This is a genomic window from Roseomonas sp. CCTCC AB2023176 (assembly GCF_042259275.1).
Classification (GTDB): Bacteria; Pseudomonadota; Alphaproteobacteria; order Acetobacterales; family Acetobacteraceae; genus Roseomonas.
This window is the reverse complement of sequence record NZ_CP170086.1, coordinates 3,527,990-3,553,044: the sequence shown is the minus strand read 5'-3', so window position 1 is coordinate 3,553,044 and position 25,055 is coordinate 3,527,990. Positions and strand designations below refer to the sequence as shown.

24 protein-coding genes and 1 pseudogene are annotated in these 25,055 nt (G+C 72.4%); 16 read left to right on the top strand and 9 right to left on the bottom strand.

What is annotated here, in order from left to right; genetic code table 11:
• Positions 1–44: 44 nt before the first annotated feature.
• Positions 45–407, bottom strand: a pseudogene (locus ACE7GA_RS17795) (ATP-binding cassette domain-containing protein); the annotation flags it as partial.
• 273 nt (positions 408–680) lie between these two features.
• Between ACE7GA_RS17795 and pehA the strand changes: the two are divergent.
• The 9 genes from pehA to ACE7GA_RS17750 are packed head-to-tail and all read left to right on the top strand — an operon-like array spanning position 681 to position 10,869.
• Positions 681–2,249: a phosphoric/sulfuric ester hydrolase PehA gene (gene pehA / locus ACE7GA_RS17790; RefSeq protein ID WP_376089351.1), complete on the top strand. Its 1,569-nt coding sequence runs from the start codon at positions 681–683 to the stop codon at positions 2,247–2,249.
• A complete protein-coding gene (locus tag ACE7GA_RS17785; RefSeq protein WP_376089348.1) occupies positions 2,246–2,491 on the top strand; it encodes a hypothetical protein in 246 nt (81 codons plus the stop codon). The genes pehA and ACE7GA_RS17785 overlap by 4 nt, the downstream gene beginning before the upstream one ends.
• A gap of 27 nt (positions 2,492–2,518) precedes the next feature.
• Positions 2,519–4,150, top strand: a complete 1,632-nt coding sequence (locus ACE7GA_RS17780; protein WP_376089345.1) for an ABC transporter substrate-binding protein — start codon at positions 2,519–2,521, stop codon at positions 4,148–4,150.
• Entirely contained in the window at positions 4,150–5,763 is a 1,614-nt protein-coding gene (locus ACE7GA_RS17775) for an ABC transporter substrate-binding protein (RefSeq protein WP_376089342.1), read from the top strand. Before ACE7GA_RS17780 ends, ACE7GA_RS17775 begins: the two co-directional genes overlap by 1 nt.
• Positions 5,764–5,765: 2 nt before the next feature.
• Entirely contained in the window at positions 5,766–7,034 is a 1,269-nt protein-coding gene (locus tag ACE7GA_RS17770; RefSeq protein ID WP_376089339.1) for an alkaline phosphatase family protein, read from the top strand.
• Positions 7,031–7,999, top strand: coding sequence for an ABC transporter ATP-binding protein (locus ACE7GA_RS17765; RefSeq protein ID WP_376089336.1), 969 nt, complete (start codon positions 7,031–7,033; stop codon positions 7,997–7,999). Before ACE7GA_RS17770 ends, ACE7GA_RS17765 begins: the two co-directional genes overlap by 4 nt.
• 1 nt (position 8,000) lies before the next feature.
• A complete protein-coding gene (locus ACE7GA_RS17760; protein WP_376089333.1) occupies positions 8,001–9,047 on the top strand; it encodes an ABC transporter ATP-binding protein in 1,047 nt (348 codons plus the stop codon).
• Positions 9,044–9,982: an ABC transporter permease gene (locus ACE7GA_RS17755; RefSeq protein ID WP_376089330.1), complete on the top strand. Its 939-nt coding sequence runs from the start codon at positions 9,044–9,046 to the stop codon at positions 9,980–9,982. Before ACE7GA_RS17760 ends, ACE7GA_RS17755 begins: the two co-directional genes overlap by 4 nt.
• Positions 9,982–10,869 carry an ABC transporter permease gene (locus ACE7GA_RS17750; RefSeq protein WP_376089327.1) on the top strand — a complete coding sequence of 296 codons (888 nt, stop codon included), beginning with the start codon at positions 9,982–9,984 and terminating at the stop codon, positions 10,867–10,869. Before ACE7GA_RS17755 ends, ACE7GA_RS17750 begins: the two co-directional genes overlap by 1 nt.
• Before the next feature lie 187 nt (positions 10,870–11,056).
• Here the strand turns inward: ACE7GA_RS17750 and ACE7GA_RS17745 are convergent, their stop codons facing one another.
• From ACE7GA_RS17745 to kdpF, 8 genes are read right to left on the bottom strand one after another with little or no spacing between them, the layout of a single operon-like run.
• On the bottom strand, positions 11,057–11,758 hold the full coding sequence (locus ACE7GA_RS17745) for a response regulator (protein ID WP_376089324.1): 702 nt from the start codon (positions 11,756–11,758) through the stop codon (positions 11,057–11,059).
• Complete coding sequence (locus tag ACE7GA_RS17740) at positions 11,755–12,525, bottom strand: sensor histidine kinase (protein WP_376089321.1); 771 nt, start codon at positions 12,523–12,525, stop codon at positions 11,755–11,757. The genes ACE7GA_RS17745 and ACE7GA_RS17740 overlap by 4 nt, the downstream gene beginning before the upstream one ends.
• Entirely contained in the window at positions 12,522–13,481 is a 960-nt protein-coding gene (locus ACE7GA_RS17735) for a DUF4118 domain-containing protein (protein ID WP_376089318.1), read from the bottom strand. The genes ACE7GA_RS17740 and ACE7GA_RS17735 overlap by 4 nt, the downstream gene beginning before the upstream one ends.
• Entirely contained in the window at positions 13,379–14,416 is a 1,038-nt protein-coding gene (locus ACE7GA_RS17730) for a sensor histidine kinase KdpD (protein WP_376089315.1), read from the bottom strand. Before ACE7GA_RS17730 ends, ACE7GA_RS17735 begins: the two co-directional genes overlap by 103 nt.
• Before the next feature lie 49 nt (positions 14,417–14,465).
• Entirely contained in the window at positions 14,466–15,047 is a 582-nt protein-coding gene (gene kdpC, locus ACE7GA_RS17725; RefSeq protein ID WP_376089312.1) for a potassium-transporting ATPase subunit KdpC, read from the bottom strand.
• Between the two features lies 1 nt (position 15,048).
• Positions 15,049–17,103 (bottom strand): potassium-transporting ATPase subunit KdpB, encoded by a 2,055-nt coding sequence (gene kdpB, locus ACE7GA_RS17720; RefSeq protein WP_376100338.1) that lies wholly within the window; start codon positions 17,101–17,103, stop codon positions 15,049–15,051.
• A gap of 20 nt (positions 17,104–17,123) precedes the next feature.
• The gene (gene kdpA / locus ACE7GA_RS17715) at positions 17,124–18,821 is read right to left on the bottom strand and encodes a potassium-transporting ATPase subunit KdpA (protein ID WP_376089309.1); all 1,698 of its coding nucleotides are present in this window, start codon (positions 18,819–18,821) and stop codon (positions 17,124–17,126) included.
• A gap of 1 nt (position 18,822) precedes the next feature.
• Positions 18,823–18,909, bottom strand: coding sequence for a K(+)-transporting ATPase subunit F (gene kdpF, locus ACE7GA_RS17710; protein ID WP_376100335.1), 87 nt, complete (start codon positions 18,907–18,909; stop codon positions 18,823–18,825).
• 342 nt (positions 18,910–19,251) lie between these two features.
• On the opposite strand from kdpF, the gene ACE7GA_RS17705 reads away from it, so the two are divergent.
• The 7 genes from ACE7GA_RS17705 to ACE7GA_RS17675 are packed head-to-tail and all read left to right on the top strand — an operon-like array spanning position 19,252 to position 24,859.
• Positions 19,252–20,286, top strand: a complete 1,035-nt coding sequence (locus ACE7GA_RS17705; RefSeq protein WP_376089306.1) for an extracellular solute-binding protein — start codon at positions 19,252–19,254, stop codon at positions 20,284–20,286.
• Positions 20,283–20,477: a hypothetical protein gene (locus ACE7GA_RS17700; RefSeq protein ID WP_376089303.1), complete on the top strand. Its 195-nt coding sequence runs from the start codon at positions 20,283–20,285 to the stop codon at positions 20,475–20,477. The genes ACE7GA_RS17705 and ACE7GA_RS17700 overlap by 4 nt, the downstream gene beginning before the upstream one ends.
• Positions 20,478–20,515: 38 nt before the next feature.
• Complete coding sequence (locus ACE7GA_RS17695; RefSeq protein WP_376089300.1) at positions 20,516–21,559, top strand: ABC transporter ATP-binding protein; 1,044 nt, start codon at positions 20,516–20,518, stop codon at positions 21,557–21,559.
• Between the two features lie 40 nt (positions 21,560–21,599).
• Complete coding sequence (locus ACE7GA_RS17690; RefSeq protein ID WP_376089297.1) at positions 21,600–22,421, top strand: ABC transporter permease; 822 nt, start codon at positions 21,600–21,602, stop codon at positions 22,419–22,421.
• Positions 22,418–23,224 (top strand): ABC transporter permease, encoded by an 807-nt coding sequence (locus tag ACE7GA_RS17685; RefSeq protein WP_376089294.1) that lies wholly within the window; start codon positions 22,418–22,420, stop codon positions 23,222–23,224. Before ACE7GA_RS17690 ends, ACE7GA_RS17685 begins: the two co-directional genes overlap by 4 nt.
• Before the next feature lie 28 nt (positions 23,225–23,252).
• Positions 23,253–23,894: an RraA family protein gene (locus ACE7GA_RS17680; protein WP_376089291.1), complete on the top strand. Its 642-nt coding sequence runs from the start codon at positions 23,253–23,255 to the stop codon at positions 23,892–23,894.
• Positions 23,891–24,859 carry a 2-hydroxyacid dehydrogenase gene (locus tag ACE7GA_RS17675; protein ID WP_376089288.1) on the top strand — a complete coding sequence of 323 codons (969 nt, stop codon included), beginning with the start codon at positions 23,891–23,893 and terminating at the stop codon, positions 24,857–24,859. Before ACE7GA_RS17680 ends, ACE7GA_RS17675 begins: the two co-directional genes overlap by 4 nt.
• Positions 24,860–25,055: the final 196 nt, after the last annotated feature.

The window sequence follows — 25,055 nt, the reverse complement described above, 5'->3', positions numbered from 1 at the left end:
GAGAGCTGCCCCGGGCGGCGCGCGAGGTAGGGCCCGAGGGCCAGCGCGTTCGCGGCCGTGCGGACGTCCCGCGAGATCCCATCCTGGACCGCCCGCGCGCCGGGCATCCAGCGTCCGACGAAGGGCAGGCGTTGCAGGCCGCTCAGCCGGCGCATGGCGAGCGGGACGGCGATGTTCTCCTCCGCCGTCAGGTGCGGGTACAGCGCGTAGGACTGGAAGACCATCGCGACGTCGCGGTCCGCGCCGCGCGCCCCGGTGACGTCACGGCCGCGGACGCGGATGCTTCCCTCGTCCGCTGCCTCGATGCCGGCAATGATACGCAACAGCGTGGACTTGCCGCAGCCCGACGGCCCGACGAGAGCGACAAACTCCCCCGCCGCGACGTCGAGCGAGACGCCGCGCAGCACCGTCGTGCCGCCGAAGGTCTTTCGAAGGCCCTGCAGGGATATGCCGTCCGACGCCAATCCGAACCCCCCGGCGCGCCCCTCCGTCGCCGCCCGGCGTTTGACGGGATTCGCATGGCGGCTTCGTTGCACGGCCGTGAAGCTTCGAAGACGCCGCTTGCCGAGGGACGCGCCGTCGCGCCGCGTCAGGCGTCACGCAGTTGCCACGGATGCGTCATCGGGGCGCAGCCCTGCCCCTGCTAGTCGCCCGGCCGTCGATTTCGGGGTTGGGCACGGGTGTCGCAGCGCAAGAACGTCCTCCTGATCGTCGTGGACCAGTGGCGGGCGGACTTCGTCCCGGCCCTCGGCGCCGGCTTCCTGCGGCTGCCGAACCTCGACCGGCTGTGCCGGGAAGGCGTCACCTTCGCCAACCACGTCACGAACTGCGTGCCCTGCGGACCGGCGCGCGCGAGCCTCCTAACCGGGCTCTATCTGATGAACCACCGGGCCGTGCAGAACACGGTGCCGCTCGACGCCCGCCACATGAACCTCGGGCGGGCACTGCGGCTGATCGGCTACGACCCCGCCCTCATCGGCTACACGACGACCACGCCGGACCCGCGGACGACCGGCCCGCGTGATCCACGCTTCACGACGCTCGGCGACCTGATGGACGGGTTCCGCAGCGTCGGGGCGTTCGAGCCGACGATGGACGGCTACTTCGGCTGGCTCGCGCATCAGGGATACGCCCTGCCGAAGAACCGGGAGGACATCTGGCTTCCGGAGGGTGAGGACGCGGTGCCCGGCGCCACGGACCGTCCCTGCCGCATTCCCGCGCACCTGTCGGACACGGCCTTCTTCACCGAGCGCGCGCTGACCTATCTGAAGGGGCGCAACGGCAAGCCGTGGTTCCTCCACCTCGGCTACTACCGGCCGCACCCGCCCTTCATCGCGCCGGCGCCCTACAACCGCGCCTACCGGCCGCAGGACATGCCGGCGCCCGTGCGCGCGGCGACTTGGCAGGAGGAGGCGGCCCAGCACCCGCTGACAGATTTCTACCTCCGCGGGACCTCGCAGGGGTCCTTCTTCCACGGCGCGGGCGGCGCTGCTTCGGAGCTGGACGAGAACGCGGTCCGCCTGATGCGCGCGACCTATGCGGGACTGATGCAGGAGATCGACGACCAGCTTGGGCGCGTCTTCGCGCTACTGGACGAGACGGGGCAGTGGGACGACACGCTGATCGTCTTCACCTCGGACCACGGCGAGCAGCTCGGTGATCGCTACCTCCTCGGCAAGATCGGCTACCACGACCCGTCCTTCCGGATCCCGCTCGTCGTCGTGGATCCGTCCCGCCGTGCCCGGGCCGGGCAGGTAGAGCGCGGCTTCACCGAGAGCGTGGACGTGATGCCCACGATCCTCGACTGGCTCGGCGGTGAGGCTCCGCGCGCCTGCGACGGAACGTCGCTGCTGCCGCTGGTCGAAGCCGGGCCGCCCGGCACTTGGCGCGATCACCTGTTCTACGAGTACGACTTCCGCGACATCTTCTACTCGAAGCCCGAGGCATCACTCGGCCTCGACATGGACGACTGCTCCCTCTGCGTCGTGCAGGACGAGGATTGGAAGTACGTCCACTTCTCCGGCCTTCCGCCCCTGCTCTTCGACGTCCGCCAGGACCCGCACGGGTTCAAAGACCTCGCGCGCGATCCCGCCCATGCCGGGCGCCTGGCCGAGTACGCGGGCAAGGCGCTATCCCATCGCATGCGCCACGCCGAGCGGACGCTGACGCATTTCCGCGCGACGCCGCAAGGGCTGGACGAACGATCCGGCGACCGCCCGTCGCCCGCGCTTCGGGAAGCCGCGGAATGAAGGTCGCGCGCCGCCCGCTGTTCGGTCCGGGGGCAGCCGCAGCCTTGCCGCGCATCGCGCGCGCCCAGTCCGATACGCGGCCGGCCATTACCGTCGCGGTGCAGGACGTGCCGCGGTCGCTGGACCCGCTCACGCAGTTCGGTCTGTCTTACGTCAAGCGGCGCGACGCGGCCTGGTCCCTCTTGCCAGTCGAATGGATGGACTTCCGGCCAGCCTTCCTGCGCGCCGCCTCGCTCCGCTGAACCCACCGAGTGAACGGAGTTATCCCGATGCTGAATCACCCCCGTCGTTCCCTCCTCCTCGGCGCCGGCGCGGCCCTCGCCGTGCCGCGCTTCGCGATCGGTCAGTCCGACACGCGCCCGACGATCAACATCGCGGTGCAGAAGATCAGCAACTCCAACACGCTGGAGCCGCTGCGCGAGCAGTCCAACGTCGGCGAGCGGATCTTCTACTCCTCTCTTTGGGAGGGGCTGATCGGCCGCGAGTGGCTCGGCAATCTCGGCTCCGTCCCTGGTCTCGCGACCTCCTGGCGGCGGATCAGCGACAGCGTCGTCGAACTGTCCCTGCGGGACGGCGTGAAGTTCCACGACGGCAACACGATGACGGCGGAGGACGTTGCCTTCTCCTTCGGGCCGGAGCGCATGTTCGGCGACACGCAGCCGACCGCCCAGGGGCGCACGATCTCCGTCCGTGGCGACGCCATCCCGACGCGCGCGGGACGCGACCTGCCGGCCGAAGTGCCGGCGGTTGCCCGCCGGTCCTGGCCGGCGCTGGAGCGGGTGGAGATCGTGGACGCCCGCACCGTCCGTTTCCACAACGCGACGCCGGACGTGACGATGGAGGGGCGCCTCGCCCGCTACGGCAGCGACATCATCTCCCGCGCCGGCTACGTCGCGGCGGAATCCTGGTTCGATTGGGCGCGCAAGCCCGTCACGACGGGTCCCTACAAGGTCGCGGAGTTCCGGCCCGACCAGTCGCTCACGCTGGTCGCGCATGACGAATACTGGGGCGGCCGTCCGCCCATCCGGCAGATCCGCTTCCTCGAAGTCCCGGAGGTCTCGGCCCGCATCAACGCGCTGCGGTCGGGCGAGGTGCAGTTCGCCTGCGACATCCCGCCCGACCAGATCCCGAGCATCGAGCGCGAGCGCGCCTACGAGGTCCAGGGCGGCACGATCCTGAACCACCGCATCACCTGCTTCGACAAGACCCACGCATCCCTGCGCGACCCGCGCGTGCGCCGCGCCTTCACCCACGCGATCGACCGGCAGTCCATCGTGGACAGCCTTTGGGCCGGACGCACCGTCGTGCCGCGTGGGCTGCAGTGGGAATACTATGCCGACATGTTCCAGGCGGATTGGGAGGTGCCGAAGTTCGACCAAGCCGAGGCACGCCGCCTGCTGCGCGAGGCCGGCTACCGCGGGGAGCCCATCCCCTACCGCCTCCTGAACAACTACTACACGAACCAGACCCCGACGGCGCAGGTGCTGGTCGAGATGTGGCGCGCGGTGGGGCTGAACGTCTCGATCGAGATGAAGGAGAACTGGTCGCAGATCCTGGAGCGCAGCCCTGGCCGCGCCGTCCGCGACTGGTCGAACTCCGCACCCTTCAACGATCCGGTCTCCTCGCTCGTCGCCCAGCACGGCCCGAACGGGCAGCAGCAACAGGTCGGCGAATACACGAACGACGAGCTCAACCGCCTGTCGGTCGAGCTGGAGACCAGCACGGACCGTGCCCGCCGTCGCGTCGTCTTCCGCCGCCTGCTGGAGATCGCCGAGCGCGAGGACCCCGCCTATACGGTGCTGCACCAGAACGCGACCTTCACCGCGAAGCGTCGCGACATCCGCTGGAAGGCCAGCCCCGCCTTCGCCATGGACTTCCGCCAGGGCAATTGGGGCGCTTGATGTCGGGGATCACCCGCCGGGGGGCGCTGGCGTCTGCCGGCGCCCTCGCCCTGCCGCGCATCGCGATCGGGCAGTCCGACAACCGGCCGTCGCTGACGATCGCGGTGCAGAAGATCAGCAACTCCAATACGCTGGAGACGCCGCGGGAGCAGTCGAATGTCGGCTTCCGCCTCTCCGGGCTCTATGCGGAGCCGCTGATCGACACGGACTGGACGGGTGACCTGCGCCCCCTCCTCGGCCTCGCCACGGCCTGGCGCCGGCGGGACGAGCACACGGTGGAGTTCGACTTGCGCGAGGGCGTCCGCTTCCACGACGGCACGCCCATGACGGCGGAGGACGTCGCCTTCTCCTTCGGTGAGCGCCTCTTCGGCACACAGGGGCAGAGCGGCGAGGGTCGCTCCTCGATCCTCGCGGGCAGCGCGGGCAGGGAACCGCCGGCGGAGGTCGTCGCGGTGGGCCGCGCGACCTTCCCGAACCTCGCGGGCATCGAGGTCGTCGGGCCCCGAACGATCCGCTATGTCACCTCCCGGCCCGACGTGACCGTCGAGGGCCGCGTCGGCGTCAATGTCGGTGTCATCCTCTCCCGCGCGGCCTTCGCGGCGTCCGAGAACTGGCTGGCCTGGGCGCGGCGCCCTGTCGGTACCGGTCCCTACCGCATCGCCGACTACCGCCCGGACCAGTCCCTCACCTTCGAGGCGCATGATGAGTATTGGGGCGGCCGCCCGCCGGTCCGCCGCATCCGCTTTGTGGAAGTCCCGGAAGTCTCGGGCCGCGTCGCCGCCCTCTTCTCCGGCGAAGTGGATTTCGCGTGCGACATCCCGCCGGACCAGATCACCCTCGTCGAACGCAACCCGCGCTTCGAGGTCCTGGGCAGCCCGATCAACAACATCCGCATCATGGGCTTCGACAAGACGCATCCCGTCCTCGCCGACGCCCGCGTGCGGCGCGCGATGACGCATGCGCTGGACCGGCAAGCCATCGTGGACACGCTCTGGGCGGGCCGCACGCAGATTCCGCGTGGGGTGCAGCTGGAAAGCTATGGGCCCATGTACCTCCGGGACTGGGAAAACCCGCGCTACGATCCCGCCGAGGCACGTCGCCTGCTGCGGGAGGCTGGTTACCGCGGCCAGCCCATCCCCTATCGCCTGCTGCGCGACTACTACGTCAACCAGGTGGCCAATGCGCAGGTCATGGTGGAGATGTGGCGCGCGGTCGGCCTGAACGTGCAGATCGAGATGAAGGAGAACTCCTCCCAGCTCACGGAACGCACGCCGGGGCGCGGCATCCGTGACTGGTCGAACACCTCGACCTTCGGCGATCCGGTCGCGGGCATCCTGCGTTCCTTCGGCCCGCGGCGCGAAGCCGAGCTAAACGGCGAATGGACAAACGAGGAGTTCAACCGCGCTGCGGACGAACTCGTCGCCTCCACCGACATGGCCCGCCGCGCTGCGCTGTTCCGCCGCATGCTGGAGATCGTGGAGCGCGAGGACCCCGGCCTGATCGTCCTGCACCAGGCCGCGTCCTTCACCGCGAAGCGGCGCGACATCGCCTGGCGGGCATCCAAGGGCTGGGCCCTGGACTTCCGCTCCCACAACCTTCGTTTCGGGGCCTGACCGTGAAGCGCGCCATCATCCTCGTCCTCGACGGCCTGCGGCGTGACTCCGTCACGGCCGAGGCCATGCCGAACCTGCACGCGCTGTCGCGTCGCGGGGCCTGGTTCGCCGCGCATCGCTCCGTCTTCCCCTCCGTCACGCGCTGCTGTTCCACGGCGTTCTCCACGGGCTGCCACCCCGCGCGGAACGGGATCCAGGGCAACACCGTCGCACTGGCGGAAAGCGGCCGCCTCGTCCTCCGCGACGTGGGCGAGCCCGACTTCCTCGACCACAAGCAGGCGGCGACGGGGACGAAGGTAGAGGTCCCGACCACCGCGGACCGTGTGGCGGCCCATGGCGGTTTCGCGATCTACAGCAATGGCTCGCCCGGCTCCTGCCGCGTGCACGACCCGAACGGGATCGCGCATGTCCGCAACCGCGTCTCCGGCTGGGGCGGCGCGGACCCCGGCGCGCTCGGCACGACGGTGGATGCGGCGGGCGACGCGGCCCTGATCCGCCGCTACGTCGCCGAGGCCGTGAACGGCCCCTTCGCGGTCACCGTCGCCTGGTGCTGCGAGCCCGATCACCGCCAGCACGAGGTTCCGCTCGGCTCTCCCGAAGCCCTCGCCATGCTGCGCCAGGCCGATGAGCGTGTGGCCGAGGTCGCCGCGGCGGTCGAGACGCGGCGCGCCGCCGGTGAGGACATCTTGTTCCTCGTCGCCTCCGACCACGGCCATGACAGCGTCGAAGCCGTCGTGGACGTGAATGCCGTGCTGGAAGAAGCCGGCATCCGCCGCGGCCCCGACGATGACGGCCTGCTGACCGTCGCCAATGGCAACACAAGCCTTCTCTACGCCCTGCCCGACCGCTCCGCCGACGCCGCGCGTGCGCTGGACCTGCTGCGCCAGAAGGACTGGGCCGGCACGGTCATGGACGCCGGCGGCCTGCGCGCGCACGGCCAGGCGGGGCGCCACAACCTCTTCGGCGCCGTCGCGCTGCGCAGTCGCGACGAGCCGAACGAGTATGGTGTCCGCGGCCTTTGCGTGATGGCGAAGCCGGATTTCGGGAAGCCGGACCGCCTGGGCAACGGCATGCACGGCGCACTCGGCGTGGGGGAACAGGGCCCGACGCTGCTCGCCATCGGCGGCGGCTTCGCGGCGGGCGTCGTCACGGCGCCGAGCAGCCTCGTGGACATCGCGCCGACGGTGCTGGCCCATCTGGGCCTGCCGGCGGACGGGATGGATGGCCGTCCGTTGCAGGCGGTCGGCGCCGCAGCAGGCCTCGCGGCTTGACCCAGCCCCTCGCCGAGATCCGCGGCCTCACCGTCGCGTTCGACGGCGTCCTCGCCCTGCGGGGCGTAGACCTGGCGATCGGGCGCGGGGAGACCCTCGGCCTCGTCGGAGAATCCGGCTGCGGCAAGTCGGTGACCTGGCTCGCCGCGCTCGGCCTGCTGCCGGCGAAGGCGCGGGTCTCCGGCTCCGTCCGCCTGGACGGGCGGGAGATCCTCGGCGCGGATGCCGCGACGCTCGACACTGTGCGCGGCGGCCGCGTCGCGATGATCTTCCAGGATCCCGCCTCCTCGCTGAACCCCGTCCACCGGATCGGGACGCAGCTCGTCGAGGCGCTCCGGCTGCACCGCGGCATGAACGGATCCGCGGCGCGTGCCGAGGCGAAGCGCCTTCTCGACCAGGTCGGCATGCCCGATGCCGGGCGTCGCCTGGACGCCTACCCGCACGAGCTCTCCGGCGGCCAGAACCAGCGCGTGATGATCGCCATGGCCCTCGCGGGCCAGCCCGAACTGCTCGTCGCGGACGAGCCGACGACGGCGCTCGACGTCACGATCCAGGCGCAGATCCTCGACCTCCTCGCGACCATCCGGCGCGACACGGGGATGGCCCTCGTGCTCATAAGCCATGACCTCGGCGTGATCGGGGAGGTCTGCGACCGCGTCTGCGTCATGTATACCGGCCGGATCGTGGAGGAAGCAGCCGCCGCCGACCTCTTCGCCCGCCCCGCACACCCCTACGCCGCCGGATTGCTGGAGGCGCTGCCGCCGATCGAGGGTGAGCGCCGGCCGCTGGCCGCCATCCCCGGCAGCGTGCCCGAGCCCTGGGCCATGCCGCCCGGCTGCCCCTATGCGCCGCGTTGCCCCCGCCACGTAGCTGCCTGCGACACCGCGCCCCCTCCTCTGCTGGACGTCGCGCCGCGCCGCCGCGCGGCCTGCATCCGCCCGCTGGTCGCCGCGGAGGCCGCCTGACATGACCCACCCGCTTCCCGAGGCGCCCCTTCTCCAGGCGCGCGGCTTGGTCCGCCGCTACTGGATGCGGCGCGGCGCCTTCGGCCGCCCCGCCGAGGTCCGCGCGGTGGACGGCGTGTCACTCACGATCGAACGCGGCCGCACCCTCGGCCTCGTCGGGGAGTCCGGCTGCGGCAAGTCCACCACCGGGCGGCTCGTCCTTGGCCTGGAGACGCCGGACGCTGGCGACGTGGCCTTCGACGGCGCGCCGATGCCGCCGCCGGGCAGCGCGGCCTGGCGGCGCCAGCGGGCCCGGCTTCAGATGGTTTTCCAGGACCCCCTCGGCGCGCTGGATCGGCGCATGACCGTCGCGGACCAGATCGCGGAGCCCCTCGTCATCCACGGGATCGGCGAGGGACGCGACCGCGTGGCCGCGCTGCTGCGCGACGTCGGGCTGCGGCCGGACCAAGGCACGCGCTACCCGCACGAACTCTCCGGCGGGCAGCGGCAGCGCGTCGTCCTGGCCCGCGCGCTCGCGACCGATCCGGACCTGCTGGTCTGCGACGAGCCGATCTCCGCCCTCGACGTCTCCATCCAGGCGGGCGTGATGAACCTGCTGTCGGAAGCGCAGGCCCGGCGCGGCACGGCCATGCTCTTCGTCAGCCACGACCTCCGCGCCGTGCGGCAGATGAGCCACCGGATCGCCGTGATGTATCTCGGCCGTATCGTCGAGGAGGGCGATCCCGACGGCATCCTGCGCGAACCCGCGCATCCCTACGCGCAGGCCCTCGTCTCCGCGATCCCGCACCCGCAGCGGCGCGGCGGGCGCATCGTTCTGCAAGGCGACCCGCCGAACCCGGCGGACCGGCCGCGCGGCTGCGCCTTCCACCCGCGCTGCGCCCATACCGCGCCGCTCTGCGTCGCCGAGGTGCCGGCCCTGAAGCCGCGCCCCGATGGGCGGCTCGTCGCCTGCCACGTCGCGCATGGGGAGGTGTCGCCCGGCCCAGGCGGCGTCCGCGCCGCAATGATCAAGCCGGCGACGCCCGTCGCCGAAAGGGCAGCCGCGTGATCCGCTTCGTCGCCACGCGCGCGGCCCGCGCGCTCCTGACCCTCGTCCTCGTCGTGACCTTCGCCTTCGTGGTCCTGCGCCTGTCCGGTGACCCCGCGCTCCTTATCATGAGCGCCGACGCGCCGCCCGAGGCCATTGCCGCCTTCCGCCGGGCCTGGGGCCTGGATGACCCGCTCTGGGTGCAATACGTGAACTACTTCGGCGCGATCGCGAAGGGCGACCTCGGGCGCTCCATGCGCGACGGGCGCGACGCCATCACCCTCGTCGCCGAACGCATCCCCGCGACCCTCGCTCTCACCATTCCCGCCCTCCTCATCAAGGTCGGGATCGGCATCCCGGCGGGGGTCTATGCCGCGCTGCACCGCAACTCTCTCGCGGACCGGGCGGTGATGGTGCTGGCCGTCGCGGGCTTCACGGTGCCGTCCTTCGTACTCGGGCTGCTGCTCGTGCTGCTCTTCGCGGTGCAGCTGGGCTGGCTGCCCTCCGGAGGGCAGGATTCCTGGCGCCACGCCATCCTGCCGATCATCACCCTCGGCGTCGGCGGGGCCGCGGCGCTCGCGCGCTTCACCCGCTCCGCGATGCTCGAGGTGCTGGGCCAGCCCTTTATCCGCACGGCCTCCGCGAAAGGCGTGCCCTGGCACCGCGTCGTGCGTGGCCACGCGCTGCCGAATGCCGCGATCCCGACCGTCACGATCGTCGGCTTCATGGTCGGATCGCTCCTCGCGGGCGCCGTGGTGGTGGAAAGCGTCTTCTCCTGGCCCGGCGTCGGCCGCCTGCTCGTCGTCGCCGTCGCGAACCGGGACCTGGCCGTCGTGCAATGCATCCTGCTGCTGGTGGCGGCGACGATGATCTGCGCGAACCTCGTGGTGGACCTGCTCTACGGCGCCCTGGACCCGCGACTCCGCGCGCCCGTCGCCGCCAGGGGAGCGGCCTGATGTCCGACCTCACCGCGGGCGAGATCGTCCCGACCCACGCCGCCGCGGCGCCGCCCCGGTCGCGGGCCGGCATCCCGCCGCTCGTCCTGTTCGGGGTCGGCTGGCTCGCGCTGATGCTCGGCATCGCCGTCCTCGCCGATCTCGTCAGCCCCTTCCCCTACACCGCCCTCGACCTCCGCAACCGCCTCTCCCCGCCGATCGGGTTCGGCGGGACCTGGCTGCACCCCCTCGGCACGGACGAACTGGGCCGCGACGTCCTCTCGCGCCTCATCGTGTCCATCAGGATGAGCCTTCTCATCGCCTTCGGGGCCACCGTGATCTCCGCCGTGCTCGGCGTCACGCTCGGCTTCCTCGCGGCGCACTTCCGGGGCTTCGTCGAACAGGCCGTTCTGGCCCTCGTGGATTTCCAGGCCGCGATGCCCTTCCTCATCCTCGCGCTCGCGGTCCTCGCCTTCTTCGGCAATTCGCTGACCCTCTTCATCTGCCTCCTCGGCCTGCACGGGTGGGAGCGCTACGCCCGGATCGCGCGGGGCTTGGCGGTCAGCGCGGGCGCGCAGGGCTATGCGGGGGCCGTGCGGCAGCTCGGCGCCTCGCCGCTGCGGGTCTATGGCCGGCACGTCCTGCCGAACATCGCCTCGACCCTCATCGTCTCCATGACCCTCGCCTTCCCCGAGATCATCCTGCTGGAGAGCGGGCTGTCCTTCCTCGGCCTCGGCGTGCAGCCGCCGATGACGTCGCTCGGCAACATGGTGGGTTACGGACGGGAATACCTGACGCGGGCACCGTGGATCCTGCTCTCGCCGGCGACGGTGATCGTCCTGACGACCCTGTCCGTTTCCCTGATCGGCGACTGGCTGCGGGACCGGCTGGACCCGACGCTTCGTTAGGCCGGATCGCCGCGGGGCGGAAGCAATCCGATCGGGTTGGCTGGTTTACGAGCAGTGACCTGGACTCGCCGGCGCCGACGACGGTCGGCGTCACCGAACTCTGGCAAGCCTGGTTCGCGTGGCCGCGCAGATCCGGGCCGCCCGGGCGGCCGCCATCCCATGCCGCCGAAGCGGGCGGGGGCGGCTGCTACTCGCGGTCGGCGAACCGGTAGCCAACCCCGGGCTCCGTCACGATGAGCGACGCGGCCTCCCCGAGCTTCGCCCGGAGATGCCCGACATAGACCCGCAGGTATTGCGTGTCTTCCGCATGCGCCGGGCCCCAGACCCGGGTAAGGAGCTGCCGGCCGGTCGCGACCCGCCCGGGTCCGGCCGACGCGATGGCGACCAGCAGGTCCCACTCCTTCGGCGTCAGCCTCAGCGGCTCCCCGCCCCCGACGACGGCCACGCGCCGCGCCAGGTCGATCTGCAGCGGGCCGGCGTGGATCACCGCCGGGCTGCCGCCTCCCGTGGAGCGCGCGGCACGGCGCAGGGCCGAGCGGATGCGGGCGAGCAGCTCCGCCATCGTAAAAGGCTTCTCGACGTAGTCGTCCGCCCCGGCATCGAGGGCCGCGACCTTCTCCTCCTCCCGGTCGCGGGCGGAAACGACGATGACCGGCAGGCCGGAGAAGGCGCGCAGGCGCTCCAGCACGACCTTCCCATCGAGGTCCGGCAGCCCGAGGTCGAGGAGGACGAGGGCCGGAGGATGCGTGGCGATCAGGCGCAGCGCGTCCGCCGCGGTCTCGGCGCGAAGCGGGACATAGCCGGCCGCCTGCAAGGCGGGCGCGAGGAACCGATGGATCTGCGGCTCGTCGTCCACGACGAGGATGCAGGGGGCCGTAAGGTCGCTCATGATGGGAAGCGCAGCGTCATCCGCGTGCCACGCCCGCCGGCGCCGATCGGGCTTTCCGCCGCGATCCGCCCGCCCATGGCGTGCACGAGCCCGCGGCAGATCGCGAGGCCGAGGCCCGTGCCCGCGGTGATCCGGTCGGTGCGGCCGACCCGGTGGAAGGGATCGAAGACGCGGTGCAGGTCCTCGGTCGGGATCCCCGGGCCGTCATCCTCCACGCCGATCACCACCTCCGGCCCGGCCCGGCGCGCCGTGACCGTCACCCGTCCCTCCGGACCCGAGAACTTGAGCGCGTTGTCGAGGAGATTCCCGAGAACCCCGTCCAGCAGCACCGCATCCAGCCGCGGCTGGGGCAGGTGCGGCTCGATGGCGGTCGCGATGGCGCGGCCGGTGGCGCGGGACAGGCGGGCGGCCACGGCCTCCAACGCCTCGGTTACGTCCACGGGCTCCCGGCGCGGCCTGATCTCGCCGTTCTCGATGCGGACCATCTCCAGGATATTCGCGATGTAGCGCCCGAGGCGGGCCGTCTCCTCCTCCGCGACCTCCAGCAGGTCCGCGCGGGCCTCCGGCGACAGGCCTGTCCCAACCGTCCGGAGCGTCTCCAGCGCGCCGCGCACCGAGGTCAGCGGCGTCCGGAGGTCGTGGCCGAGGGAGGTGAGGAGGGCCGTGCGCAGCCCCTCCGTCTCGGCGCGCGCGGCGTCGCGGGCGCGGCCCGCCATCAGGTCCAGGCGCTCGAGCGCGATGGCGGCCTGGTCCAGCAACGCGTTCACCGTCCGGTCCGTCTCCCCGTCCAGCCCCGGGCCCTCGCCGAGACGCAGCCCCAGCAGGCCGAGGGCGCCGCCCCCGCCCGCGCGCCGCCGGTCCGCATCGGCCGGAACTGCCAGTCCGTGCCGCTGGGCAGGGTGTCGGTTCCCCGGCCGGTGGGCCGCGCATGCGCCAGCGCCCAGCGCGCCGCGGCCATCCCCGCCTCGTCCGGGGCGGCGTCGAAGGGAATGGCGGCGCGCAGGACCGGCTCGGGCGTGGTCTCGCCGGGCGCGGGCGGTAGGGGAAGGAGGATGCAGGCAGGCCGGCTCGCCAGCCGCTCCGCCTCCCGCGCCACCGCCTCCAGAAGGTCGGCCTGCCCGTGCATGGCGCCGAGGCGGCGGGAGAACTCGATGAGGCGTCGAAGCGCGACGACGCGCGCGCGGGCCGCGCGGACCGACCGCCCCAGCGTCCCCGTGGTGCCGGTGAGGAGGGCGGCCACGAGGAGGAAGACGACGACCCCGACGACGTCCTGCGGGCCCGCGATCACCAGCGTATAGCGGGGCGGGAGGAAGAGGTAGTTCCAGGCGAGGAAGGAGAGCACCGCCGCGGCAAGCCCGTGCAGCGGCCCGAAGCCGACCGCCGCCGCGACGATGCCGACGAGGTAGATCATGCCCATTGCTGCGTCGGGGATGATGGCGTCGAACAGGTCGGAGACCAGCGTCGCGGCGCCGACGAGCGCCGGCGCGGCGAGCGCCGCGATCCAGGGCGGCAGGCGGGCCGGCTCACCCGCCCGGCGTACCGGGGCGGCACCGATCGGCACGAGGTGGAGGGAGAAATCCGTCGCGCGCCGGCCGAGGATAGCCGAGAGGGTCCGGCCCGTCAGCCGCCGCCACGCTGCCGGCTTGCCGCGGCCGATGACGAGGTGGGTGGCGTTGCGCGCCCTCGCGTGGCCGAGGATGGCGCGCGGCAGGTCCGTCGCCACGACCGTCTCTGTCTCCGCGCCGAGCGACTCCGCGAGCCGGAGGGCGTCTTCGGCGCCGTCATCCCCCCGTCGGGACGCTCGACGTGGAGGGCAAGCAGGGGCGCATGCAGCGCGTCGGCGATCCGCCGTGCCTGGCGGATGACCGCCTCCGCACCCGGATCGGCCCCGACGAGGGCGAGGACGCGGTCACCGGTCGGCCAGGGCCCCTCGATGGCGTTGGCGCGCATGTAGCCCGTGACGTCGGCGTCCACGCACTGCGCAGTGCGCCGGAGAGCGAGCTCGCGCAGCGCAGCCAGGTTCCCCTCGCGGAAGAAGCCGCGCAGCGCGCGTTCCGCCTGATCGGGACGATAGACCTTTCCCGCGCGCATCCGCTCCAGCAGTTCGCCCGGGGGAATGTCGATCAGTTCGACGGAATCGGCGCCGGCAAGGACGTCATCGGGTACGGTCTCCGCGACGCGCACGCCGGTGATGCGGGCCACCGCGTCCGACAGGCTCTCCAGGTGCTGGACGTTCATCGTCGTCCAGACCTCGATGCCCGCGGCGCGCAATTCCTCAACATCCTGCCAACGCTTGGGATGCCGGCTCCCCGGCGCGTTGGTGTGGGCGAGTTCGTCCAGGAGGAGGACGGCCGGCCGCCGCGAGAGAGCGGTGTCGAGGTCGAACTCCTCCAGCGCCTTCCCGCGATACGCCATCCGGGCGCGCGGGAGGACCGGCAGGTCGCCCAGCTGCGCTTCCGTCTCCGTCCGGCCATGCGTCTCGACGATGCCGACGAGAACATCGGCGCCGGCCTCCCGGAGCTTCCGCGCCTCCTCCAGCATCTCGTAGGTCTTGCCGACGCCGGGCGCCGCGCCGAGGAAGACCTTCAGACGCCCGCGCCCCTCGCGTCGCGCGACCGCGAGAAGCGCATCGGGGTCCGGGCGTCCGTCGGCGATCATGGGTTGTCCGGACTACCCCATCCCGGGCCCCGCCGCACGCCGAGGCGGCTCACCGCAGCGCGTCGAGCGCGAGGTTGAGGCCGAGGACATTCACCCGGGGCTCCCCAAGAAGGCCGAGGTCCCGCCCCTCCGTGTGGGTCGAGAGCAGGTCGCGGACGCGCGCTTCCGGCAGGTTCCGCGCCGCGGCGACGCGCGCGACCTGCCGCGCGGCGTTGGCTGGAGAGACGTGCGGATCGAGCCCGGAGCCGGACGCGGTCGCGGCATCGGCCGGGACGTTCCGCGCCTCGCCGATCCGCCCCTTCACCGCCTCGAGTAGCGCCGCGCTCGTCGGGCCGAGCTGTGACGCGGCGGAGGCGGCGGCATTGTAGGGCCGGTCCCGCGTCTTGCCCTCGTTGCCTGGGTCGGGCTCCGAGGTGGCGGAGGGGCGGCCGTGGAAGTACCGGTCCGAGGTGAAGTTCTGCCCAATGAGGGCGGAGCCGATCACGCGCCCGTCGCGCTCCACCAGCGACCCGCCGGCCTGGCGCGGCAAGGCCACGCCCGCCGCGCCGGTGAAGGCGAGCGGCACCGCAACGCCGAGGAGGAGAGTGAACAGGCCGACGACCGCGAAGGCCGGGCGGAGGAAGGCGAGCATCTCAGGCGATCCAGAGGAAGCTGAGGAGGACGTCGATGATCTTGATCCCGACGAAGGGTGCGACGATGCCGCCCAGGCCGTAGATCAGGAGGTTGCGCCGCAACAGCGCCGCCGCGCCGACCGGCACGTAGCGGACGCCACGCAGCGCGAGCGGCACGAGCGCCGCGATGATCAGCGCGTTGAAGATGACGGCCGAGAGGATCGCGCTTTGCGGCGAAGCGAGGCGCATGACGTTGAGCACATTGAGTTCCGGATAGGTCGCGACGAAGATCGCCGGCAGGATCGCGAAGTACTTCGCAACGTCGTTCGCGATGGAGAAGGTCGTCAGCGCCCCGCGGGTGATGAGGAGCTGCTTGCCGATCTCCACCACCTCGATGAGCTTCGTCGGGTCGCTGTCGAGGTCCACCATGTTGCCAGCCTCACGCGCAGCCTGCGTCCCGGTCTGCATCGCCAGCCCCACATCGGCCTGCGCGAGGGCCGGCGCGTCGTTCGTGCCGTCGCCGGCCATGGCAACGAGGCGCCCCTCGGCCTGGGCGGCACGGATGTAGGCCAGCTTGTCCTCCGGCGTGGCCTCGGCGAGGAAGTCGTCGACCCCGGCCTCGGCAGCGATGGCGGCCGCGGTCAGCCGGTTGTCGCCGGTCACCATGACGGTGCGGATGCCCATGCGACGGAGTTCGAGGAACCGCTCGCGGATGCCGGGCTTGACGATGTCCTTCAGTTCGATGGCACCGAGCAGGCGGCCGTCCTTCGCGACGGCGAGCGGCGTCGCACCGGCGCGCGCGATGCGGTCGATGCTCTCAGCCAGCGCGGGCGGGACGGGCACGCCCATGCCCCTGGCAAGGCTGTCCACCGCGCCCTTGCGATAGCGGCCCGAGGGCAAGTCGAGGCCGGAGATCCGGGTCTGCGCCGTGAAGGGAATCACCGTCGCGCCCTCCGGCAACAGCGGGACCGTGATGCCCTGGCGATCGCGCGCGAAGGTGAGGATGGACCGGCCCTCCGGCGTCTCGTCGGCCAGCGAAGCGAGGACGGCGGCCTCCGCCAGTTCCGCCTCCGACACGCCGGGCGCCGGGACGAAGCCGGCGGCCTGGCGGTTGCCGAAGGTGATCGTCCCCGTCTTGTCGAGCAGCAGCACGTCGACGTCGCCCGCCGCCTCCACGGCGCGGCCCGAGGTCGCGAGCACGTTGAAGCGGACGAGCCGGTCCATGCCGGCGATGCCGATCGCCGAGAGCAGCCCACCGATCGTCGTCGGGATGAGCGTGACGAGAAGGGCGGCGAGGACCGGCACGGTCGGCGGCTCCCCCGAGTAGGACGCGAGGCCGACGAGGGTCGCGACGGCGACGAGGAAGATGATCGTCATGCCAGCGAGGAGGATGTCGAGCGCGATCTCGTTCGGCGTCTTCTGCCGCGCCGCACCCTCGACGAGGGCGATCATGCGGTCGAGGAAGGTGGACCCCGGCGCCGCCGTGATCCGTACGACGAGCCAGTCCGAGACGACCGTCGTGCCGCCCGTGACGGCGGATCGATCGCCGCCGCTCTCCCGGATCACGGGGGCGGACTCACCGGTGATCGCGGCCTCGTTCACAGAGGCGATGCCCTGCACGATCTCGCCGTCGGAGGGCACGAGATCCCCCGCCTCGACCAGGACGTGGTCGCCGACGCGGAGTTCGGCGGCGAAACGGATGGCGTAGTCGGCGCGGTCCGTCGGCCGCGCCAAGACCTTCGCCGTCGCGGTGCCGCGCGTCGCGCGGAGGCTCGCCGCCTGCGCGCGACCGCGGCCTTCCGCCACCGCCTCCGCGAAGGTCGCGAAGAGGACCGTGAGCCAGAGCCAGCCGGCGATCCCGGCCTGGAAGGCCCAGGGTTGCCCCGCAAGCGCCGCGCGGACCGCGAGCACCGTGACGAGGATGGAGACGATCTCCGTCACGAAGATCACGGGGTTCCGGACCAGGTGGACCGGGTTGAGCTTGCGGATCGCATCGCCCGCCGCTCGCGAGAGGATCGCCGGATCCGCGTGCGTCGCGGCACGCGCGGCACGCTTCGCCGGCACCGGCGCGGTCATCATGTTCATGGCGATGCGCCTCAGAATGTCTTGCCGGTGAGGAGGACGACGTGCTCGGCGATCGGCCCGAGCGCGAGGGAGGGGAGGAACTGCAACCCGCCGAGGATGAGGATCACGCCCGCCAGCAGCCCGGCGAAGAGGGGTCCGTGGGTCGGGAAGGTGCCCGCGCCCTCAGGCGCCTTCACCTTCGCCGCGATCGACCCGGCGATCGCCATGACCGGCACGATGTAGGCGAAGCGTCCCAGCAGCATCGCGATGCCGAGGGTGACGTTCATCCACGGCGTATCGGCGGTAAGCCCGCCGAAAGCCGAGCCGTTGTTCCCCGCGGCCGAGGTGTAGGCGTAGAGCATCTCCGTCAGCCCGTGCGGACCGCCATCCTGGATGGAGGCAGCCGCGACGGGCAGCACGACCGCCACCGACGCGAAGCCGAGGATCGCGACGGGCAGGACGAGGACGGCGAGCATCGCCAGTTTCACCTCCCGCGGTCCGACCTTCTTGCCGAGGTATTCCGGGGTACGGCCGACCATCAGCCCTGCCACGAACACCGCGAGCAGCGCGAAGACGAGGATGCCGTAGAGTCCGGAGCCGACGCCGCCCGGCAGGACCTCGCCCAACTGGATCAGGAAGAGCGGGACGAGGCCGCCGAGCGGGGTGAAGCTGTCGAACATCGCGTTCACCGCACCGCAGGAGGCACCGGTGGTCGTCGCGGTGAACAGCGCGACGAGTGCCTGGCCGAATCGGACGTCCTTGCCCTCCATGTTGCCGAGCGCGGGATCGAGTCCGGCCGCGAGGTGGAGCGGGTTGCCCCCGGCCTCCGCCGCATAGACCGCCGCCGTCGCGAAGACGACGAAGCCGACCATCACGGCCAGCAGCGCGCGCCCCTGCCGAGGATCGCGCACGAGATGTCCGAAGACCAGCGCGAGGGCGAAGGGAATGACCTGGTGCGCCCAGATCTGGAGCGAGGTGACGAGCGCCGACGGCCCCTCGAACGGATGCAGCGAGTTCACGCCGAAGAAGCCGCCGCCATTGGTACCGAGGTGCTTGATCGCGACCTGGAAGGCGACCGGGCCGAGGGGGATGGTCTGCTCCGCGCCCTCCAGCGTCGTCGCCGTGACGTACGGCGACAGCGTCTGCGGCATTCCGAGCGCCAGGAAGGCAACGCCGACGAGGAGCGCGAGCGGAAGCAGGATGTAGAGCGTGACGCGGACGAAGTCGGCCCAGAAGTTGCCAAGGTCCTTCAGCCCGCCTGCCGCGAAGGCGCGCGAGACCGCAAGGGCCAGCGCGATGCCGGTGCTGGCGGAGAGGAAGTTCTGCACCGTCAGCCCCGCCATCTGCGAGAAGTAGGACAGCGCGCTCTCCCCGCTATAGGCCTGCCAGTTCGTGTTCGTGACGAAGGACACGGCGGTGTTGAAGGCGAGCCAGGGCGACATCCCGCCAAAGCCCTGCGGGTTCATCGGCAGCACGCCCTGCAGCCGCAGGATCGCGAAGAGCAGGAGGAAGCCGGCCGCGTTCGTCGCGAGCATCGACAGGGTGTAGGGCTTCCAGCCCTGCCCCCGCTGCGGATCCACGCCGCCCGCGGCGTAGAGCAGCCGTTCCACCGGTGCGAGGAAGGTCACGCGGCCCGCCGCCACCGCGACGATGGCGCGGGCGATCGGGAAGGCCGCGGCGACTGCGCAGCCAAGCACGGCCGCGATCTGCAGCCAGCCGAGAAGGGTCATGTCACAGGCTCTCCGGCCGCAGCAGGGCCCAGACGAGGTAGAGCAGCAGGCCGAACGCGACCGCGCCGCCGAGGAGCAGTTCGAGCATCGCAGTCAGACCCGGTCGCAGGCGGCGACGTAGGCGGAGAGCAGCAGGAAGCTGCCGAGGCCGATGAGGAGGACGAGGACGTCGAGCACGCGGTGGCGCTCCCTTCAGGGTGTTCCGGACCGTGGAGGGTTAGGCGCCCCGCGCGTAAAGGAGCGATGCCGAAGGCGGCCGCGTCGCGTAAAGGTTGCGCAAAGACCTTGCCCGGAGGCGCCGTGCTGCGCCGGTCCTGCCGCGCCTGGCATCGGGTCCGGGCCCCTGGCGCCGGCCCGCCGGGCGACGAAAGCAGGGCTTGGCGCCCGTGGATCGAGGAGACAGGATCGGGCGACCCAGCCGGAGCCGCCCATGCGAACCCTCCTCCTCGCCTTCCTGTCGGTCCTGGCGGCGGGGGCGGCCCGCGCACAGCAGGCTCCGGTCACGCTCCTGTCCTACGCCGGCATCTTCCGCGACAACTACACGGACGTCGTGCTGCGTCCCTTCTCCGCCACGGGCGGACCGGTCCAGTACGCGGAGGGCGGGACCTCCGCGCAGATGCTCGGCACGCTCCGCGCGCAGCGGGCGGACCCGCAGACGGACGTCGTCATCATGGACGTGACGACGGCCGCCCTCGCCTGCGCGGAAGGGCTGGTGGAACGGATGGACCCCGCGCAGTTCCCGGTCCTCGCCGAGCTGGACCCTATGGCGCGGGAAGCGGGCGGCGGCTGCGGCCCGGCCGTGACCTACGACCACCTCGTCATGGTCTACGACACGCGGGCAGTGCCGCAGCGCCCGGCCGGCTTCGCGGCGATGTGGGATCCGGCGCAGCGCGGACGCGTCTCCGTCTCGGCGCCACCGAACATCCAGGGGCTCGCCCTGACGGCGATCCTCGCGCACTCCATGGCCGGGGACTGGCGCAGCATCGGCCCGGCCATCGCGCGCCTGCGGGACCTGGCGCCGTCGGTGCAGACCTTCGACCCGCAGCCGGACGGCTACACCCTCATCCTGAATGACCAGGTCCGCTTCGCGACGGGCTGGAACGCGCGGGCGCAGCTCTACGCGGACCAGTCGGGCGGCCGCATCGGCGTCGTGCTGCCCAACGAGGGGACGGTGTTCCAGATCAACACGATCAACATCGTGGCGGGATCGAAGAACCGGGCGCGGGCGGCTGCGCTGTTCAACCACGCGCTCTCGCCCGCGGCCCAGGCCGCCTTCACCGAACGGATGTTCTACGGCCCCACCAACCCGCGCGCGTCCGTCACCCCGGCGGCGCTGGCGCGGACGGCGCTCGCCCCGGATTTCCGGCAGCGGGTGATCCCGCTGGACTGGAACGAGATGCTGCGCCTGCGCGACGGCTGGAATCAGCGCTGGCGGCGCGAGGTGATCGCGGCGTCGTCGCGTTGAGCGACGCCTTGGCGAACGTCGCGTTGACCGACGCCTTCGCGAACGTCGCGTTGAGCGACGCCTTGGAGAATGTCGCGCTGGGCGGCACCATGGACGACGTTGCGGCTGGCGACTCCTGGAGGGTCGTCGCGTCGGGCGGCATCGGACATGGCACTGCGTGGCGCGACGACCGCGGGCCGGAAGCGCGTTGAGCGGCGCCGGGCACCTCTTGGCGTCCGGCACGGCCCCGGTGTCCGCAAGTGCAGCCAGAGGGCACCTCTCGCTCGAAGGCCTCACGCGGCGCTTCGGACCCGGCCCCGCGGCGGTGGATGCGCTGTCGCTCGCCGTGCCGCGGGGCGTGCTGCTGGCGCTGCTCGGACCGTCGGGCTGCGGCAAGACGACCACGTTGCGTCTGATCGCCGGCCTGGAACGCGCCGATGCGGGGTGCGTCCTCGTGGCCGGGCGCAACGTCACGGCGCTGCCGCCGGAGGCGCGCAACATGGGCGTCGTGTTCCAGTCCTACGCCCTTTTCCCCCACCTGACCGCGGCGGGGAACGTCGCCTTCGGTCTCGAGGCCCGCCGGCTGCCGCGGGCGGAGCGAGACCGGCGCGTGGCCGAGTCGCTCGCCCTCGTCGGGCTGGCCGACCTCGCCGGCCGAAAGCCGCGTGCGCTGTCGGGCGGGCAGCAGCAGCGCGTCGCCCTCGCCCGCGCGCTGGCCATCCGCCCCGACGTCCTGCTGCTGGACGAACCGCTATCGGCCCTCGACGCACAGCTTCGGGACGAGGTGCGGGAGGAAATCCGCGCCCTGCAGAAGCGTCTGTCCATGACTGCGGTCTTCGTGACGCACGATCAGGCCGAAGCCCTGGCGATGGCCGACCTCGTCGCCGTCATGCATCGCGGCCGACTGGAACAGATCGGGCCGCCGGACGCCCTCTTCGAGCGGCCCGAGACCCCCTTCGTCGCGGGCTTCGTCGGTCGCTCCTCGCGCCTCGTCGGTGTTGTCACGGCCCCGGGCCAGGTCCGGGTGGCCGGGGAGATCCTGCGTGCGGCGGAGACGCCGGCCGGTGGAGCCGCGCAGGTCTTCGTGCGACCCCACCGCGTGCTCGTCGGCGAGGCGGGCGACCTGCCCGCGCGCGTGACGACGCGGACCTATGAAGGTGCGACGGCGCTCCTGACGCTCGAGACGCCGGTCGGCCCGCTGCTGGCCGAGGTCCCGGCCGGCGCCCGATTCGCGGCAGGCGATGCGGTGCGGGCGACGCTGCCCCCGGACGCGTTGCGGATCTTCGCGGCGTGAGGCAGTACCGGCGCCGGCCCGCCACGCGCGGGGCGACGGCATGACCGGATGGCTGCTGGCCGCGCCCGCCATGGCGGTCATTGCGCTGGGCTTCCTCTGGCCCCTGGCTATCCTGTTCCGCATCTCGCTCAACCGCACGGATGACATGGGCGCGATGCAGGCCGGCCTGGGCCTGGAGAGCTATACTAAGATCCTCGGCGACGACCTGACCGTCGGCCTGGCCTGGGACACGCTGGTCCTGTCGGGCGGCTGCGCTGCCGCCGCGGTCGCGCTCGCCCTCCCCGTCGCCCTCGCCGTCCGCGCGGCGCCACCGCGCTGGCGGGGGCCGCTCGCGCTCGTCGCCGTCGCGCCGCTGCTCGTCTCCGGCACGGCGCGGGTGATCGGCTGGATGGCGATCCTCGGCGATGCCGGGACGATGAACGCGCTGCTCGGCCTCCTCGGGCTCGGGCCGTTCAGGCTCATCAACAACTGGACGGGCGTGCGCATCGGGCTGACGGAGAGCCTCATGCCCTACGCCGTGCTCGTGCTGCTGGCAGGGCTCGGGCGCCTCGACCCGCGGCTGGAGGAAGCGGCGGCGACGCTCGGCGCGGGACGGGCGCGCACCTTCCTGCGCGTGACCCTGCCGCTCGCGGCGCCGGCCCTGGCGGCCGCCTTCGTGCTGACGCTCGTCCTGGGGGCCTCGGCCTTCATCACGCCGCGGCTGATGGGCGGTGGGCGGGTCTTCGTGGTGGCGACGGAGATCTACGACCTCGCCTTGCAGACGGTGGACTGGCCGGGTGCGGCGGCGATGGCGATGCTCCTCCTCGGCGCCATCCTGGCCCTCGCCGCGCTGCGCGCCGCGATCGGGAGGCGGCCGGCATGAGCCGCGCGGGGCCGCGGCGCGCAGGGCCCGTGCTCCGGGCGGCGGCTGCCTGCGGCTTCCTGCTGCTGCTCGCGCCGCTGGTGGTCGTGGTCGTCGTTTCCTTCTCGGCGGGGGCCTTCCTCGCCTTCCCGCCACCAGGACTATCGCTGCGCTGGTATGCGGCGCTGCTGGCGAACGGGGACATGCTCGCGGCGCTCGGGACCTCGGCGGTGCTCGCCGCAATGGTGGCGGCGCTGTCGCTCGCACTCGGCTTCCCCGCGGCCTACGCCATCGTGCGGCTGAACTTCCCCGGGCGCCGGCTCCTCGCCGGGCTGCTCGTCGCGCCGCTGCTGCTGCCGACGCTCGTCCTCGGGCTGGCGGTGCTGCTCGCGTTGCAGCCGCTGGGCCTCACGGCGACCTGGCCGGGCCTGCTGATCGCGCACCTGACGCTCGCCGTGCCCTTCGCGGTCCGGATCCTCGCGACGGCGATCGGGGCCGTGCCGGCGGAACTGGAGGCGGCGGCACGGACGCTCGGCGCCTCGCCGCTGCGGGTTGCACTGCGGATCACGGTGCCGCTGGCCGCGCCGGGCGCGCTGGCCGCGGCGGCGCTGGCCTTCCTCGTGTCCTTCGACGAGACGGTGCTTTCACTGTTCCTCGTCGGCCCGCGGCTGACGACGCTGCCGGTGGAACTCTTCCGCTACGCCGAGCGGCGGACGGACCCCCTCGTGGCCGCGCTGTCCGTCTTGCTCGTGCTGATCGCCCTCGCCGTCGTACTCCTCGTCGAGCGTGCGGCTGGCCTGACGAAGACGCTGTCAAGGGAGTGAACGCGTGTCGAAGTATGTCGTGGCGGCGATGCCGCCCAGGATCAGCGGCGAGGTGGTCGCGCTGCTCGAACAGGCAGAGACCGCCACGATCGGCCACTGGCGCCACTGGGGCTTCGTGGACCGGGGCGTGCACGCCCTGCTGCGCGGCCGGCGGGTGGCGGGCACGGCGGTGACGGTGCAGATCCCCGGGCCCGACTCCACGCTCCTGCACCACGCGCTGGGCCTGCTGCGCCCCGGCGACGTCCTCGTCGTGGACCGGCTGGGCGATGTGCGGCACGCCTGCTGGGGCGGCGGCGTCACCGTGGCGGCCAAGGCGGCAGGCGCCCGGGCCGGTGTCGTGGACGGCCCCTGCACGGACCTGGAGGAGGTGGAGGCCTCGGAGTTCCCGCTCTGGGGCCGCGGCCTCGCGCCCATCACCACGCGGATCTACGACCTCGGCGGGCGGATGAACGTCCCGGTCTCGATCGGCGGTGCGGTGGTGATGCCCGGCGACGCCGTCCTCTGCGACGAATCCGGCGTCCTGATCCTGCCGCCGGCCGAGGCCGAGGCCGAGGCACGCGCGGCGATCGCCCGGCAGGAGAGGGGCCTGGCGACGCAGGCCCGCTGCGCGGCGGGCGAGAAGCTCGGCGCGATCAGCGGCGCCACCGCCAAGGTGGAGGCGGGGCTGTGACGGTGCAGCGGATCGCGATGCTGCAGCCCGTCGGGGAGGAACAGCTGGGCATCATCCGGTCGCTCCTGCCGGACGGCTTCGTGGTCCATGCCGTCGCCGGCCGGTCGCAGGCCGACCTCGAGGCGGCGGCGACAGAGGCGGACTACGCCGTCTGGTGGGACCTGCCCGTGCCAGAGGCGGTCATGGCGGCGGGACCGCGCCTGAGGCTGCTCCACAAATGGGGCGTCGGCATCGACAACGTCGACCTCGAGGCCGCGCGGCGCCGGGGCATCCTCGTCGCGCGCACGACGGGCAGCAACGCCATCCCGGTCGCGGAATTCACCGTCGGCGCCCTGATCGCGCTGGCCCGTCGCATCCCGTGGGCCCATGCCTCCACCGCTAACGGCGGCTGGGAGAAGAACGCGGTCTGGCGACGGAGCATCATGGTCTCCGGCAAGACCGTCGGCATCGTCGGCATGGGCAGCATCGGGAAGGGCGTCGCGAAGCGGCTGGCGGCCTTCGACTGCCGCATCCTCTACCACAACCGAAGCCGCCTGCCGGCGGCCGAGGAGAGCGCGCTCGGGGCGGAATACGGCACGCTCGATGACCTGCTGCGCGAGAGCGACGTCGTCTCGCTGCACTGTCCGCTGACGCCGGAGACACGGGGCATGCTGGACGCGCGCGCCTTCGGGCTGATGAAGCCCGGCGCGCTCCTCGTCAACGTCGCGCGGGGCGGGGTGGTGGTGGAGGATGCGCTCGTGGACGCGTTGCGCTCGGGGCACTTGGCCGGGGCCGCGGTGGACGTGTTCGAGGCGGAGCCGCCCCCGCCGGACCACCCCCTCCTGCGGATGGACAACGTTCTGGTCACGCCGCACATCGCGTCCACCGCCTACGAGAACTCGCGCCGCAGCATCGGCCACTGGCTCGGCAACATCCTCCGTGTCTCGCGCGGGGAGCCGATCCCCGAGGCGGACCGGGTCGCGTAGCCCCCAGCTGGCTGTTCCTGCGATCGCCGGCGCCGTCCGGTTTCCGCCGGGCGCCGTGGCAGGCTGCGGGCGGGCGGACGAGCGAAGCGGACGCCCTCGGCACCGCGCCGACCGCCTCCGGCAGGGTGGTGCCCCGGCTACCGGTGCCAGGAGCCGTGCGTCGCCGGCCGGCGCGCCTGGACGAGCCACGCGCTCC

Excerpts from the sequence above, each read along its gene's own strand:
- ACE7GA_RS17745 (WP_376089324.1), bottom strand. The coding sequence starts at position 11,758 with ATGAGCGACCTTACGGCCCCCTGCATCCTCGTCGTGGACGACGAGCCG.
- ACE7GA_RS17775 (WP_376089342.1), top strand. The coding sequence starts at position 4,150 with ATGTCGGGGATCACCCGCCGGGGGGCGCTGGCGTCTGCCGGCGCCCTC.
- ACE7GA_RS17705 (WP_376089306.1), top strand. The coding sequence starts at position 19,252 with ATGCGAACCCTCCTCCTCGCCTTCCTGTCGGTCCTGGCGGCGGGGGCG.
- kdpA (WP_376089309.1), bottom strand. The coding sequence starts at position 18,821 with ATGACCCTTCTCGGCTGGCTGCAGATCGCGGCCGTGCTTGGCTGCGCA.
- ACE7GA_RS17730 (WP_376089315.1), bottom strand. The coding sequence starts at position 14,416 with ATGATCGCCGACGGACGCCCGGACCCCGATGCGCTTCTCGCGGTCGCG.
- ACE7GA_RS17785 (WP_376089348.1), top strand. The coding sequence starts at position 2,246 with ATGAAGGTCGCGCGCCGCCCGCTGTTCGGTCCGGGGGCAGCCGCAGCC.
- ACE7GA_RS17690 (WP_376089297.1), top strand. The coding sequence starts at position 21,600 with ATGACCGGATGGCTGCTGGCCGCGCCCGCCATGGCGGTCATTGCGCTG.
- kdpB (WP_376100338.1), bottom strand. The coding sequence starts at position 17,103 with ATGACCGCGCCGGTGCCGGCGAAGCGTGCCGCGCGTGCCGCGACGCAC.
- ACE7GA_RS17750 (WP_376089327.1), top strand. The coding sequence starts at position 9,982 with ATGTCCGACCTCACCGCGGGCGAGATCGTCCCGACCCACGCCGCCGCG.
- kdpC (WP_376089312.1), bottom strand. The coding sequence starts at position 15,047 with ATGCTCGCCTTCCTCCGCCCGGCCTTCGCGGTCGTCGGCCTGTTCACT.
- ACE7GA_RS17680 (WP_376089291.1), top strand. The coding sequence starts at position 23,253 with ATGCCGCCCAGGATCAGCGGCGAGGTGGTCGCGCTGCTCGAACAGGCA.
- ACE7GA_RS17685 (WP_376089294.1), top strand. The coding sequence starts at position 22,418 with ATGAGCCGCGCGGGGCCGCGGCGCGCAGGGCCCGTGCTCCGGGCGGCG.
- ACE7GA_RS17760 (WP_376089333.1), top strand. The coding sequence starts at position 8,001 with ATGACCCACCCGCTTCCCGAGGCGCCCCTTCTCCAGGCGCGCGGCTTG.
- kdpF (WP_376100335.1), bottom strand. The coding sequence starts at position 18,909 with ATGCTCGAACTGCTCCTCGGCGGCGCGGTCGCGTTCGGCCTGCTGCTC.
- ACE7GA_RS17780 (WP_376089345.1), top strand. The coding sequence starts at position 2,519 with ATGCTGAATCACCCCCGTCGTTCCCTCCTCCTCGGCGCCGGCGCGGCC.